Annotated in this window: 13 protein-coding genes; 11 read left to right on the plus strand and 2 right to left on the minus strand. The window is 51.7% G+C overall.

Annotated elements, in window-relative coordinates; all coding sequences use genetic code 11:
* Positions 1 to 89 precede the first annotated feature (89 nt).
* From dprA to DU000_RS09365, 11 genes are all read left to right on the plus strand, one after another.
* On the plus strand, positions 90 to 1,253 hold the full coding sequence (gene dprA, locus DU000_RS09315) for a DNA-processing protein DprA (RefSeq protein WP_114403136.1): 1,164 nt from the start codon (positions 90 to 92) through the stop codon (positions 1,251 to 1,253).
* A 61-nt stretch (positions 1,254 to 1,314) separates the two neighbouring features.
* Positions 1,315 to 1,773, plus strand: a complete 459-nt coding sequence (locus tag DU000_RS09320; RefSeq protein ID WP_114403137.1) for a Smg family protein — start codon at positions 1,315 to 1,317, stop codon at positions 1,771 to 1,773.
* Between the two features lie 99 nt (positions 1,774 to 1,872).
* A complete protein-coding gene (locus DU000_RS09325) occupies positions 1,873 to 2,205 on the plus strand; it encodes a hypothetical protein (protein ID WP_147266991.1) in 333 nt (110 codons plus the stop codon).
* 128 nt (positions 2,206 to 2,333) lie between these two features.
* Positions 2,334 to 4,835 (plus strand): DNA topoisomerase III, encoded by a 2,502-nt coding sequence (locus DU000_RS09330; RefSeq protein WP_114403139.1) that lies wholly within the window; start codon positions 2,334 to 2,336, stop codon positions 4,833 to 4,835.
* Positions 4,835 to 5,734 (plus strand): LysR family transcriptional regulator, encoded by a 900-nt coding sequence (locus DU000_RS09335; RefSeq protein ID WP_114403140.1) that lies wholly within the window; start codon positions 4,835 to 4,837, stop codon positions 5,732 to 5,734. Before DU000_RS09330 ends, DU000_RS09335 begins: the two co-directional genes overlap by 1 nt.
* Before the next feature lie 173 nt (positions 5,735 to 5,907).
* Positions 5,908 to 6,708, plus strand: coding sequence for a putative hydro-lyase (locus DU000_RS09340; protein WP_114403141.1), 801 nt, complete (start codon positions 5,908 to 5,910; stop codon positions 6,706 to 6,708).
* Between the two features lie 21 nt (positions 6,709 to 6,729).
* Entirely contained in the window at positions 6,730 to 7,788 is a 1,059-nt protein-coding gene (locus tag DU000_RS09345; protein ID WP_205074053.1) for a TRAP transporter substrate-binding protein, read from the plus strand.
* 183 nt (positions 7,789 to 7,971) lie between these two features.
* A complete protein-coding gene (locus DU000_RS09350; protein ID WP_158529676.1) occupies positions 7,972 to 8,610 on the plus strand; it encodes a TRAP transporter small permease subunit in 639 nt (212 codons plus the stop codon).
* A complete protein-coding gene (locus tag DU000_RS09355; RefSeq protein WP_114403144.1) occupies positions 8,607 to 9,986 on the plus strand; it encodes a TRAP transporter large permease in 1,380 nt (459 codons plus the stop codon). The genes DU000_RS09350 and DU000_RS09355 overlap by 4 nt, the downstream gene beginning before the upstream one ends.
* A gap of 74 nt (positions 9,987 to 10,060) precedes the next feature.
* Positions 10,061 to 11,083 carry a TRAP transporter substrate-binding protein gene (locus DU000_RS09360; RefSeq protein WP_114403145.1) on the plus strand — a complete coding sequence of 341 codons (1,023 nt, stop codon included), beginning with the start codon at positions 10,061 to 10,063 and terminating at the stop codon, positions 11,081 to 11,083.
* A gap of 88 nt (positions 11,084 to 11,171) precedes the next feature.
* Positions 11,172 to 12,863: a methyl-accepting chemotaxis protein gene (locus DU000_RS09365; RefSeq protein WP_114403146.1), complete on the plus strand. Its 1,692-nt coding sequence runs from the start codon at positions 11,172 to 11,174 to the stop codon at positions 12,861 to 12,863.
* 4 nt (positions 12,864 to 12,867) lie between these two features.
* Here the strand turns inward: DU000_RS09365 and DU000_RS09370 are convergent, their stop codons facing one another.
* Together DU000_RS09370 and DU000_RS09375 are read right to left on the minus strand one after the other, a co-directional pair.
* Positions 12,868 to 13,746, minus strand: coding sequence for an AEC family transporter (locus DU000_RS09370; protein ID WP_114403147.1), 879 nt, complete (start codon positions 13,744 to 13,746; stop codon positions 12,868 to 12,870).
* The gene (locus tag DU000_RS09375) at positions 13,731 to 14,675 is read right to left on the minus strand and encodes a hypothetical protein (protein ID WP_114403148.1); all 945 of its coding nucleotides are present in this window, start codon (positions 14,673 to 14,675) and stop codon (positions 13,731 to 13,733) included. The genes DU000_RS09370 and DU000_RS09375 overlap by 16 nt, the downstream gene beginning before the upstream one ends.
* Positions 14,676 to 14,785 lie beyond the last annotated feature (110 nt).

A 14,785-nucleotide genomic window follows, 5' to 3' on the forward strand; every position in this document is an offset into this window, starting at 1 on the left:
TGGGTCAAAAACCCCGTCACCGCCCCGCCCTGCGGGGCTTTTTATTGCGCTGTCCATGACGATCTATCTTACGTTTAACGAGCGTTGCCATGCCCCTAGCCTGTGACTTCGCCGAGGAATTAGAAAGCTGGTTGCGTTTGACCCATACCCCCGGATTGGGACCAGTAACACTCTGCCAGTTGTTACGCGCATTTGGCCCGCCGCCTCAAATTTTGGCACAAACACAGGCCAGCTTAAGCCAAGTCATCCCTTCAAAGTTAGCCCTTACACTGCTCGAGAAACCGACCGAACTTAGACAACAGCAAATCACACAGACACTGGAATGGGTCAGGGGTGACGACAATCACATCCTGACGCTGGACAACCCGCTGTATCCCGCAGCGTTATTGACCTGCGCAGATCCGCCGCCGCTGCTGTATCTCAAAGGGCAATTGAAGGCACTGAGCGCGCCAGCCGTGGCGATTGTGGGGAGTCGTCATGCGAGCGTACAGGGTTTAAGCAATGCGCGGGCTTTTGCCCAACATTTGGTCGAACAGCAATTTTGTGTCGTCAGTGGCTTGGCCTTGGGCATTGATGGTGCGGCCCATGAGGGCGCGCTGGCTGCCCACAGCGCCAAGCCAGACCAGAAAACGATTGCCGTGGTTGGAACGGGACTCGACATCGTTTACCCCGCACAACATCGGGCTTTGGCGCATCAAATTGTCGCGGCAGGTCTCATCATCAGTGAGTACCCACTTGGGGCTAAAGCAATCGCTCATCATTTCCCACGACGAAATCGTCTGATAGCCGGTTTAAGTAAGGGGGTCCTAGTGGTGGAAGCGGCGCTACAAAGTGGCTCCCTAATCACCGCCAAGCAAGCCGCGGAGCAAGGCCGGGAAGTCTTTGCCATCCCGGGCTCCATCCACTCCCCCTTGGCTAAAGGCTGCCACGCCCTCATCAAACAAGGTGCCAAACTGGTGGAATCTGCCCAAGATATACTCGACGAGTTAGGGGCTTGGTCGCAGCCAAGGCGGCAGTTTGCTAGCGTCGATGAGCCGCCACCCGCTCACCATTCCTCTCCAGCGAGCCATGAAGCGGATCCAGTAACAAACCTCTTGGAAGCGTTGGCCTATGAACCGGCGAGTTTGGATGCCTTGGCATTACGCACGGGTTTAGACGCAGCAGGATTAAATGTGGCCTTACTGCAGCTAGAAATGGCAGGGCAGGTCGAGCGGCTACCGGAAGGCCGCTATCAGCGCGTGTTTTCTGGCTAGAGCGTGCTGGTTTCAATGCGACAATTTGCCAATTCGAGCAAAAATCGGTACAGTTAGCCTCATGTTAGATGTTTTAGTTTATCTTTTTCACACGTACTACACCCCGGAAGCCTGTCCGGATCAGAGTACGCTCGCGCGCAAACTCACTGCCTTGGGCTTTGAGGCCGAAGAAATCAGCGATGCGCTCGGCTGGTTACAAGGACTGGCCCAGCTAACGCAGGATTGGCAAGCGAATAGTATGGACAGCAGCAGCGCCCAACGCGTTTATGCGGACACAGAATATGAGGCGCTGGGGCAAGAGGGCATCGGTCTGATCACCTTTCTTGAAAACGCGGGGGCGTTGCCCCCTACCTTACGCGAGTTGGTCATTGAACGCACACTGGCGATTGCCGAGCGGCCTATTCCAGTTAGCGCGCTACGCATCGTGACGCTGATGGTGCTGTGGAGCCAACAAGTCGACGTCGATACCCTGGTGCTCGAAGAGTTATTCCGCGAAGAAAACGAGGCGGTATTGCACTAAGCCGGGCCAATGCCTCATACAAGTCATCGCCCAACAAAATCGTCACCGCCAAGCTGGGCCAGTAGGTTACGCTGGGGCTTGGTTGGTCTAGCCGCAGGATTGCTGATTGCCATCGTGCTGGGTGCGCTGATTGCGCAACTCTCGCCCCAGCTTGAGTTTTCTCAAGGTTTCGCGAAAAAATGGGGGGCGAGTGGCGGCCTCGTGGGTTTTGCTATAGCCTTGATTTCCGAAGAATTGCTCTTTGTCGCGCTCTGCTTGGCTCTGGGAATACTGGCTCCAATAATCATGTTCTTAGGCGAGGGACTGGGAAGCCTTGACTTTAGCGGGGGCGAAGTGAGCTCAGATCAAAAGCGTCATAAACGCTTAGCCATTTCAGCGGTAATTGGTTTGATCGTGGGTATCTTTTTCATCGTTTATTTTAGAAAACACTGATACTCAAGCGGAATTCCGCCACAGTTTTCAATTTTTAGCCCTAGTAAGCCGGCCCTCGCTTGCCACGCCGCCCGAATTGTCCGTATGATTCGGCGCTTAGACTTTGAAAAATTCAAACAGGTTATATTGTGAGCAAATCACTGATCATTGCCGAAAAACCCTCAGTCGCCGGCGATATCGCCAAAGCGTTGGGCGGTTTCACGAAAAAAGATGACTTTTACGAAAGCGATGACTATGTCGTGGCTTCGGCTGTCGGTCACTTGCTCGAACTCATCGTACCGGAAGAATATGACGTCAAACGCGGCAAATGGAGTTTCACGCATTTGCCCATGATTCCGCCGCACTTTAGCTTGCAGCCGATTGCCAAAAGCGAGAGCAAACTCAAAACCCTGGCGAAGCTGATTAAGCGTAAAGACATCACCGGCCTGGTAAATGCCTGTGACGCGGGCCGCGAAGGGGAGCTGATTTTTCGCTACATCGTGCAATACACCAAGGCCAAGCAACCGATTCAGCGCCTGTGGCTGCAATCCATGACGCCGCAAGCCATCCGCGATGGCTTTGCCCATCTACGCGCCGATACCCAAATGCTACCACTGGCCGATGCCGCCCGCTGCCGTTCGGAATCCGATTGGTTGGTCGGCATTAACGGTACCCGCGCGATGACCGCTTTTAATAGTAAAGAAGGCGGTTTCTTCCTCACCACCGTGGGCCGCGTGCAAACGCCGACATTGACGATTGTGGTGGAGCGCGAAGAGAAGATTCGTAAATTTGTCCCCCGCGATTACTGGGAAGTCCGCGCTGAATTCGTGTGTGCGGCTGGCGTGTACGACGGCAAGTACATCAACCCGCAGTTCAAAAAAGACGAATTCGACCCCGAGAAAAAAGCCGAGCGTGTTTGGAGCCTGGCCGAAGCCGAAGCGATCGTCGCCGCCTGCCGCGATAAAGCCGGTAAAGTCGCCGAAGAATCCAAGCCAACGACCAGCGCCCCGCCCTTGCTGTATGACTTAACCAGCTTACAGCGCGAGGCCAATGCGCGCTTTGGTTTTTCGGCCAGCACCACACTCTCGCTCGCGCAAGCGCTGTATGAGAAGCACAAAGTGCTGACCTACCCACGTACCGATTCACGCTACTTACCGGACGACTATCTGCCGGTCGCCAAGCAAACCCTGGAAGCGCTGGACGAACAAAACAACTACGCGCTGTATGCGCGCCAGGCGCTGAACAAAGGCTACGTTAAGCCCAACAAGCGCGTGTTTGACCAAACCAAAGTCTCCGATCACTTTGCGATTATCCCAACCCTGCAAGCGCCCAAGAGCCTGAACGAACTGGAGCACAAGCTCTATGACATGGTGGTGCGCCGCTTCCTCGCCGTATTCTTCCCCGCCGCCGAATATTTAGTGACGACCCGCGATACCGAAGTCGCGGGCTTCCACTTTAAAACCGAAGGCAAAGTACTGGTTAAACCCGGTTGGCTAGAGGTCTATGGTAAAGACGCGCAAGATGAAGACGCCACGCTCGTACCGGTTGCCAAAGATGAAAAGGTGAAAACCGATCACATCGAACCCGTGGGTTTGGCGACCAAACCGCCCGCCCGCTATTCAGAAGCGACCTTACTCTCGGCCATGGAAGGCGCGGGTAAATTGGTGGACGATGAAGAGCTGCGCGCCGCGATGGCCGGTAAAGGTTTAGGTACACCCGCGACCCGCGCCGCCATTATTGAGGGCCTGCTCAATGAAAAATACATGGTACGGGAAGGGCGCGAGCTCATCCCTACCGCCAAAGCCTTCCAACTACTCACCCTACTGCGCGGCCTAGGCGTCTCCGAACTCACGCAGCCCGAACTGACGGGTGAATGGGAGTACAAACTCGGCCAAATTGAGAAGGGTGCCCTCCAGCGGGATGAGTTCATGCGCGAAATCGCGCAGATGACGCAAATCATCGTTAAGCGCGCCAAGGAATACAGCAACGACACTGTGCCCGGCGATTACGCCACCCTGCACACACCCTGCCCAAGCTGTGGCAGCGTGGTGAAAGAAAACTACCGCCGTTTTGCTTGTACCAAGTGCGAATTTTCTATTACCAAAATTCCCGGTGGACGGCAGTTTGAATTGGCCGAAGTCGAAGAGTTATTGCAAAACAAAACCATCGGCCCGCTACAAGGTTTCCGCAGCAAAATGGGCCGGCCATTTGCCGCGATTCTCAAAATCACCGACGACCACAAACTCGAATTTGATTTTGGGCAAGAAAAAGAAGACGAGGCCGACGAAGCCATCGACTTCAGCGGCCAGACTGCACTGGGCGACTGCCCGAAATGCGGCAGCCATGTGTATGAACACGGCATGAGTTATGTTTGCGAAAAAGCCGTGGGCGCAAATAAGAGCTGTAACTTCCGTTCTGGCAAAGTGATTTTGCAGCAAGAAATCAGCGCCACCCAAATGCAGAAACTGCTCGGCGAAGGTAAAACCGATTTGCTCGATGGCTTCGTTTCATCCCGTACCAAACGCAAGTTCAAAGCGTTTTTGGTCAAGGGTAAAGACGGTAAAGTCGGCTTTGAGTTTGAAGCACGGGCTGAGAAAGCGCCGGCGAAAAAGCCAGCCGCTAAATCACGCACCAAAAAAGTCGCTGAGTAATGAACCTGCGCTTTCTCGAAGCCTTTTTATGGATTGCCAAACTCGGGAGCTTCAGTGCTGCCGCGGCAAAGCTGCACACCACACAAACCGCAATCTCGGATCGCATCCGCACGTTGGAACAAGATTTCGGGGTACGCTTGTTTGAGCGCGATAGCCGCAAAGTTGTGCTAACTGGCGCAGGGCAACAGCTCTTGCCCTACGCCGAACAGCTCTTGGGGCTAGCGCAGACGATGCGCAAGATCATGGTGGATCGGGCCGCGCAACAAGGAATTGTGACGCTTGGCGTGATTGAATCTGTTGTTCATAGTTGGTTGCCTGAATTGCTGCAGGCAGTGAATCAGCAGTTTCCAAATGTAGTATTGGAGGTACGCTCTGACTCGACCCCACGCTTGCGTGATGAACTACTCAAAGGGGCGATTGATATCGTCATTTTGACCGAGCAGGTTGCGGACCCTGCTTTTGAAAATTTGTTACTGATGGCGTACCCAATGTATTGGTGTGCCCATCCGGATGTCGCGGTGAAAGTCCAGACCGCCAATGATTTTGAGAAACTGCTCGATACGCAACCGGTAATGACCTTCATGCGCGATACCGATGCTTATCGGGATGTGCGCCGGGCGCTGGCAAACTCTCCGAATGTTCGAATTAACCCTTTTTCATCGATTGCGGCCATCATTTCGGTTGCAACCAGTGGCTATGGTGTAGCAGGTTTGGCGCTCCCTGTGATTGATAAATATGTGAGTAGTCATCAGCTGCAAACTATTCCGGTTGGCCCAACCTTGAATGATCTGCCACTCTATATGGCCTATCCTGTAACGCCAAACACACCGGTGATTGAGCAAATTGCCGATTTGATTTACGCGCTATCACGGCAAAATATCTACGCCAGCCAACCCTAACTGCCCTTTTCTGGTGCTGTGGCGGAGAGTATTTGCGCTAGATTGGTGAATGTCAGCCTCGATTCAGCGAGAGCAGCAGTTTTAACTATCCTTCAAACAGAAATTTCCCGTTTGACCGTAAAGTGGTGTCATCCCAATAATGCATACAGAGAAATTTTTCTGGAATGCATGCTATGTCCGCGCAAGCGATCACGACAGACAGTCTCGGTTACCTAGCCCGGCAATCGATTCGGCAGGGGCACCATCGGAGTGCCACAAGTAACTTAGCGCCCGGTTATGTTCAGGCTAACTTGGCTATTTTGCCCGCCAGCCTCGCTACCGACTTTTTGCGCTTCTGCCAGCAAAATCCCAAGCCGTGCCCGCTCTTGGCCGTATCGTCCGCGGGCGATATTAGTTTGCCCAGTATCGCCAAAAATCTTGATATTCGAACAGATGTGCCTCGTTATGTCTTATGGCGCAATGGTGAAGCGATGGGTGATTTAGAGGATTTACGGACAGTTTGGCGCGAGGATCTGGTGACGTTTGCGATTGGCTGTTCTTTCTCCTTTGAACAGGCATTGTTGAGTGCGCGTGTCCCTGTACGTAATATCGAACAGAACCACAATGTTTCGATGTATATCACCAATATTCCCACCCAAGCGGCCGGCCCTTTCAGCGGCCCGATGGTGGTCTCAATGCGGCCTATGAAGGCTGCTGATGCCATCAAAGCAATCCAAATCACTTCGCGCTACCCCAGCGTCCACGGCGCACCGATCCATTTCGGTGATCCAAGTGAAATCGGGATTAAAGACCTAGATCGCCCAGATTATGGCGACCCTACTGAAATCCGCTCAGGAGAAGTCCCTGTGTTTTGGGCCTGCGGTGTAACCCCGCAGTCGGCAATTCGCAGTGCCAAGCCCGAAATCAGTATCACACACAAGCCCGGTTATATGTTGGTGACCGATTTGTTAAACGTGGAGTTGGAGTTTAGATAGTTTTTTCCTAAGGAGGAGATGATGCAAAAACGTATGAATGCTTTGAAATCTGCTGTTTGTGCTGCCGTACTGTGTGCCACAACCTATGTCAGTGCCTCAGATATCAATATTACTGCGGTAACCCAAGTTAACCCGACCCTGCCGCAATACACCCGGGTTGATCAGCCGGTTCTGCGCGATGGCTTAAAGGCAGCCAGCGGTGGCCGCATTGAGGTCAAATTAGCCAGCTGGCCTGAAATGAACGTGAACGGCCCAGAAGTTCTACGGCTGGTTCGTTCAGGTCAGGTTGATATCGCTGCCGTACCACTAACCACCGTTTCCGGTGATGTGCCCCTGCTGGATGCTGTTGATTTAGCGGGCATGAATATGGAAATCGGCCAAGCTCGCCGTGTTGCCAATGCCATGGCTCCTATCGTTAATCGCGATTTGGAGCGCCTTGGTATTAAATTGGTTGCAACCTACCCATTCTCTGGTCAAATGTTATTCTGCAATAAGCCGATTGGTTCATTGGCAGACATTAAAGGCCTGAAGGTTCGCACTTTCGGTCCAGCCTTGACGGACCTCATGAAAGCATTGGGCGCACAACCCGTGTCACTGGCTTTCGGTGAGGTCTACACCGCGCTAGAGCGGGGCACAGTCGATTGTGCTGTCACCGGCTCAGGGTCAGGTAATGGCGCAAAATGGCATGAAGTTGCGACCCACATCTACAACCAACCGTTGTTCTGGGCGGTTTCTGGCTACTTTGTGAACTTGGCCTGGTGGAACAAACTCGACCCCGCTGTGCGTACATTGGTTGAAAAAACCTTGCTGGATGTACAGGAAAAACAGTGGGCTCTCGGTTTAGAAGCCACCAAAGATGGGGTTGACTGTAACGTGGGTAAAGCGGCTAGCTGCAAAATCCACACGCTGGCCAAGAAACCCATGACCGAAGTGACGCCCAAAGGCGATGTCCGCGCCACGATTCGCAAGGAAATGGAAGAAGATGTTCTACCTCCTTGGGTGAAGCGTTGCGGTGAGCGTTGCGGCAAGATTTACAACGAAACCGTTGCACCGATTACCGGCATTCCCTTCAAAGGCTAAGCCGTATGTCAACCCCTGGCACAATAGTCTCAACCCGCCAGGGGTTGCATTGTTTTGCTAGTCAGCAAATTTTAAGACCAGTTTTGCTCAACGTCTCCGAGCAAGGGCCCCGCCAGCGTCATGCTTCCTCGTTCTTTGCTGGCGGGGATTTTTTTAGGACATGGTCATTGCCATGTAATCGTTATGTCGAACTTTCCGCTCATTATCTATAAAAGTGTACAGCGTACCGCCGACTGGATGGTCAGTATAGCAGGCTTTGCCTATTTACTGATGACGGTGCTGATCTGTACCGATGTTTTTGCCCGCAAATTTCTCGGATTCTCAACCGAAGCCACGGTTGAACTCTCAGGCTATCTGCTTGCATTTGGGATGTCATGGGGGCTTGCCGGGACGCTAATTCAGCGTGGTCATATTCGAATCGATGTGATCCTGCAAAAATTCCCACTCTGGCCACGCGCAATCCTACACATTTTGGCGCTGTTGGTTTTACAAATCAGCGCCTTTGCGATGACCTATGGTGCTTATCAACTGGTTGCAGAGTCGCAACTTCTTAATGCGACAGACCTGACCTCGCTGCGAACTCCCCTGATTATTCCGCAAGGTCTGTGGATGTTTGGCTTGGCGATTTTCCTATTGTTGATTTGTGTCTTGATGGTGCAAGCCCTGTATCACCTCTTTAAGGCCAACCCACAAGCAATTGACGATATGTTCAAGCCCCGAACCTATGTTGAAGAGGCAGAAGAAACACTGGATGCCTTAGGGCATAAAGATGTGCAGTTGAAATTAGATGATGTTAATCAGCAGAAAGGCGGCCAATCATGATCATGATTATTTTTATTCTTATCATGGGGGCCGTGTTTGGGGTGTTGGCACTGGGTGGCCATGTTCCTGCGGTTGCTCATGATGTGTCGATTGGCGCAATTATTCTGTTTATTGCGGCTTTCATTCTATTTTTTGCCAAAGGGGTTTATGTCGGCGCAGCGCTGGCCGCCTTGGCACTGATGGCTGGCTTCATGTTTTCTGATCGGCCATTTTGGAATTTCATTGGCCAAATGATCTGGTCACCAAGTTCGAGTTTCGTCCTTGTTGCAGTCCCATTATTTTTATTAATGGGTGAAATCATGTTACGAACGGGATTATCGGAACGACTGTATCGATCGCTGAATGTTTGGATGAATCGTTTACCTGGCGGATTGTTGCATACCAATATTGCCGCCTGCAGTATCTTCTCCGCGATCTCTGGGTCCAGCGTGGCGACCGCAGCAACGATGGGATCGGTGGCCTTGCCTTACTTTGAGAAAACAAACTACAACCAAAAACTGGTATTAGGATCGCTAGCTGCCGGTGGCGCGTTGGGTAACTTGATCCCACCCGGCATTACCTTCATCATTTATGGCTTGATTACGGATACCTCCGTAGGTGATTTGTACATGGGTGCCGTGGGACCAAGCCTACTGGTGATTCTACTTTTTGTCATCACAATCGTATGGCAAACCCGCTTTGCTAGTGATGGCGACCAACATCAATTTACCTTCAAAGAAAAACTGCTGGCACTGGTTGATCTGCTTCCGGTTGCCATTCTGATTGGCTTAGTCCTGGGTACGATTTACTCCGGCTGGGCCACACCCACTGAATCCGCTGCGCTTGGGGTGGCCGGTGCAATCATTCATGGCTTGATTGAGCGTAAGTTGTCTTGGCAAAAACTGCATGACTCAATAGTAGCGACTGCGCGTGTTACCTCGATGATCGCGCTGATTATCTTTGGCGCATATTTCCTTAATTACATCCTCAGCGCCCTCGGCTTACCAGCTTTCCTAACCAAGTTTCTGACAGATCTGCCTTTGCCACCTTGGGGCGTCATGCTGATGATTATTGGCATGTACTTGGCCCTGGGTACGTTTATGGAAGGTATGTCAATGATCATTACCACCATCCCGTTGCTCTTCCCCGTGGTGAAGGCCTTGGGTTATGACCCGATCTGGTTTGGGGTCGTGGTAACCATGCTGGTAGAGATCGCCATGATCAGTCCGCCTGATGGGACCGTCCTTTATGTCTTGCACGGCATGCGGAAAAAAGCTGGGCCAATTACTGATGTTTTTGCTGGTGTCATGCCATTCATGGCGGTATACATCCTGGCGATTGTGGTGTTGATGTGGTTCCCGCAAATTGTCCTGTGGTTACCGAATCAATTTAATTGAGTCATTTAATTACTGCTCTGCAACCCAGCATGCCTAACATGCTGGGTTAGGGGCAAACGGGTAAGGAGTGGGCTATGTTGACAGCATTACGGCATCAAATCATAGAGCAACGTTTTGTTCCCTTACTGGTTACGTTATTGGTTAGTGCCGCCAGCAGCCCGCTGTGTTGGGCACAAACGCAAGTTGCCATCGCCTCTGCCTATCCCGCCGACAGTTTTCAAACCAAGAACTTGCAACAGTTTGCTGATGAAGTTAATGGTCAACTTGGGCAGTCACTGAAGTTAACCATTCACCCTAACGGCCAATTAGCCAAACCTGCTGAAATATATCCGCAAGCCAAAGAGGGGAAAATTGGTGGCGGAGAGGTCATCATGTCGAGCCTTGAAAAATTCGCGCCGATTTATGGCATAGATTCGATTCCCTTTACAGTGCGGGGATATGATGATGCTAAACGTCTCTGGCGATATTCCCGTGCTGCGATTGACGCGCAGATGCAGAAAGATGGACTTAAACTACTCTACGCCGTCCCCTGGCCACCCCAGAATTTGTACACCACCCAAAAGCTCGACAAGGTCAGCGATGCGCGTGGTCTGAAAATGCGGACCTATAACCCGGCCACAGAGAAAATTGCCGAGTTTATTGGAGCAAAAAGTGTCTTATTTCAAGTGGTCGAATTAGAAAAAGCCATTGCCGAAGAAAAATTAGATTTAATGATTACTTCAAGTTGGACGGGCGTTCAAACCAAAGCTTGGAGCAAACTCCGTTACTACTATCCCGTCAATGCTTGGATCCCTAAAAATGTGGTGTTTATTCGTGCCAGTACCTTCAACCAGCTCCCGAAGGACAGTGCTGAGAAGTTAATGCGACTCGCCCAAGCGGCGGAAGATCGCGGTTGGAGCTTAAGCCAATTACAAGACAAAGAATTTGAAGACTTGCTCAAACAAAATAAAGTTACGCTCGTTAAAGATATGCCTTACCTGCTGGATGAATTTCGTCGCTTAGGCGAGAAGATGTCACGTGAATGGTTGAGAAAATCGGGGCAGGATGGACTTGATGCGCTCATGCACTACGAGCTAGACCGCTTCCAAAAGCGCTAAATAATTCCATTTTCACGCCGAAAATACGTTTGATCAGGATTTTCCCCAAACCAACCATACTGCCAGTTTATATAGCAAGAGGGTGATAATGAACCAGTTCCGTATGCTGCTTGCCGTGCTCGGTCGGCTAAGTTTAAAGAGCCAGCTTATTAGTTTGGCTATTTTGTTCACCTTTGGACTCTTGTCGGTACTGGGGTTCGGCTTATTGCAACTGGCACAATTCAAACAAAACCTAGCGGTTGAGTTGAAAGCCCAAAGCAGTCTGGTAGAAATTAACCAAAAAGCCCGTGGCTTAGAAGAAAAAATGGAAGCCTTCAACAAGCTGGCCGGTGACTTACTCCTAGCCAACGGTGACCCAGGCGTAGTCGTTAAAACCAAGAAAGAATTGCAAGAGAGCAGTGAAATCATTATTTCCGAGCTCTCAAAATTAAATAATTTGGTTGCTGACCTTAAACTAGAAACATTAACCACTCATGTCAGCCAGATTGATCAGGGGTTCAAAACGATTCGTGATGGCTACTTGGCTGCCATTGCAAAGTTCAAAGGCGATAGCCCAGATAGTTTTCAAGACATGATGTCCGGTATGGTTGGGATTGATACCAAACCCACGACGGAGAAAACGGCCGCCCTGAAAAAACTGGCACTGGATTCTGCCAGTGCCCTAGCCGAGCGCGCCAATGACAATGCAGCAGGCGCATTCCGCTGGACGGTGGGGGCGATGCTGTTTGCAGGCCTGGTTATTCTCAGTCTGGTTGGTTTGGTGACACTACTACTGGCTAAAAACCTGTATCAACAAATTGGTGGCGAGCCTGCACATGCCTCGCAATTGGCAAAAGAAATCGCTGAGGGGAATCTGCTCGCGGAGGTCACCGTAGAAGAACACGATAGCAGCAGCCTGTTTTATAACTTATCTCGTATGCAGAAAAACCTGAAAGAGGTGATTGCTTACGTGAGTAAGAGTTCACAAGCCCTCAGTAGTGCTTCAACCGCGCTACAGGCGGCAACAGAACAAATTACGGATGCCACGAATCAACAGAGTGAAGCAGCTAATTCTGTGGCCGCTGCGATTCAGGAAGTTAGTACCAGTGTTGATGTAGTCGCTGATAACGCTGCCGATGCGCTCAATACTTCGAAACATTCTGAAGATATCTCTCGGTCTGGCAGTGCCACGGTACAAAGTGCAGCGAAGGAAATGATTCAATTGGCGGATAGCTCGCGTGAGCTAACCGAGATGATTAACTCACTCAATACCCAAGCACAACAGATTTCTAAAATCGTTAAAGTGATTCATGAAATCGCGGGCCAAACTAACCTACTGGCCCTGAACGCCGCCATTGAAGCCGCCCGTGCGGGTGAGCAAGGGCGTGGATTCTCGGTGGTGGCTGACGAGGTCCGCCAACTCGCTGAGCGCACCAGTCAATCTACTAAAGAAATTTCCAGCATGGTTAACTCGACCCAAGAGGTGACCATGCAAGTCGTTGATAACATTAGCAAATGGAAAGACCGGGTCAATGATGGGGTAGACAAAGCCCGCCGTGCTGATAGCATCATGATTGATATCCGCGATGGAGCCATTCGTGTCGCCAGTATGGTGAACGAAATGAAGGGGGCGCTGGTTGAACAATCGAGCGCGCATAGTCAAATTGCGCGGGATGTTGAGCGGATTGCCCAAATGTCCGAGAAAAACTCCAGTGCTATTTCCACCCTGGCTAGCTCAGCCAAAGGCTTAAATCAGCTCTCGGGTGAACTGGCCAAGGCTATCTCGCTATTCAAGCTATAAAAAATCATCCATAAAAAGCGAGAAACAAACCCAGTGGAATAAACAAACAGCTCGCCATGTTTCCCACCAGGACCATGGCAGCCACTTTAGCAGGTTCTTGCTGATATTTTTCGGCTAGCAAGTAATTGACTATCGCGGGTGGCAACACCCCAAATAAATAGAGCAGTCCTTTTTGACTCGCTGTAAGGGGCAATAAGGGGACAATCAGCAGCGCGATCAGCAGGCCTGTGAGTGGGCACACAATCGCCCCCAGGACGCCGACTTTCCAATCCGCACTGCGTACCTCCAGCATCCGAACTCCCAACGTAAACAACAGCAATGGCAAGGAGATATCTGCCAGTAGTTTGAGCGGCATCATCACGATAGCGGGCAACGCGATCTGCGCGGCACCGAGCAAGGCCCCCAGTATGGTGGCCCACACCATCGGGCTCAATATGGTTGAGCGCCAATCTGTTTGCCGCACGATAAGCCAAGCGCCTAAGGTGAAAAAAAGCAGGTTGGTGGTGACAAATACAATCACGGCATTTGAGAGATCCTGCGCACCAAACGCAAATAAGGCGAGCGGCAATCCCATATTGCCGCAGTTATTGAACATCATCGACGGCAAAAACGTTCGACTATCAATCCCAAACCAGCGGGTTAATGGGAAAGCCAACAGGCCAGAGCCAATCACGATTAAGACCGTGCCCAGCACTAACCAACTATCGCTGTACCAATCGAACTGCCGCGTTAACATGGCATGAAAAATCAAAGCGGGTAAAAATACCTCCATATTCATGCGATTGGCCCATGTAGGGTCAGGCCGATAACGCCAAGCATAGAGTAAGCCAAGCAAAATCAAACTCAACACCGGCGCGATAATCGTGATTATTTGGCCGACCATACACCCTCCTGGCCGAAGAGCGTCGGATTGTGATGATTGGTGGTCGCGGGTTGTGCCATCATCGGGCGCGCCAGGGTGGCCCAGGCCAGCGCCTGTTGGCGTAGTTGCATGACGGCTCGCTGGACCGGCATCAAGGGCCTTAGCCCGATATGTAACGCGGCTGTATTTACGTGCGAGAGTACCCCGGTGAGATACATCGAACAGGCATCGCCAATCCGTGCGCTGCGGTAATCCACCGTCGCAGCGGGAATGCCCCTTTCCGATAAGACCGGCAGGCGGCTAATCCCCTCGGGATCAAGTCGTGAGTCTTGACAACCAGCATCATGAAAAATCGCCGCAAAAGCGGCGATTGGTAGCGCGCTTTCTGGCCCCGCATGGAGCGCGGCATGCGAACCGATAATGACGATGGAACCTTGATCTCCAGGGCTTAACAGGCAAATCGAATCACAACCTGATACGGTAGGCGCATCGGGGTAAGCCGGATCGAATGGATAGAGTGAATAACGCCCTTCCTGTACCTGGATCGGCTTTGCACACGCCAAAGGCGCTCGGCGCAGTAATTGCGCCGCAACTTGCGCCGGCTGGCCCACTACGACCCCCAATGATTGGGCGATTTCATTCACATGAGAAATCGGTGCAGTTAACATCGCCTGACCGTTGCCCATCGGCACGGCGGCACGGGCGACGGTTGCTGCCGCGGTGCCAAGCTGCGCTAAATCGTCTAAGCCTGCAATCCCAGCTTGATCTTTACCAACTCCGGCGTCATTGAGAATGATCGCCCGCACTCCCGCCTGAGCAGCGAGATAAGCAGCAATACGGCCCCCATGTGAACCCGCAATAACGACCCGCTGACGCGCTCGCTCATCTAAAAGTGTGACGCTGTTGACGACCAGTATGTCGCTCGGTAATGCCGATAGTGATGCTGCCATAGTTACCCCCATAACAATGGTTAGCCTGCCAATTGGTGGCCACCGAAAAGTGGCCCTGTGTTATCACACCCCTTTTTTCAAAAAACGATTGCGATGCACGGGCGATACCC

Source organism: Parvibium lacunae (assembly GCF_003335215.1).
GTDB classification, from domain to species: Bacteria; Pseudomonadota; Gammaproteobacteria; order Burkholderiales; family Burkholderiaceae_D; genus Parvibium; species Parvibium lacunae.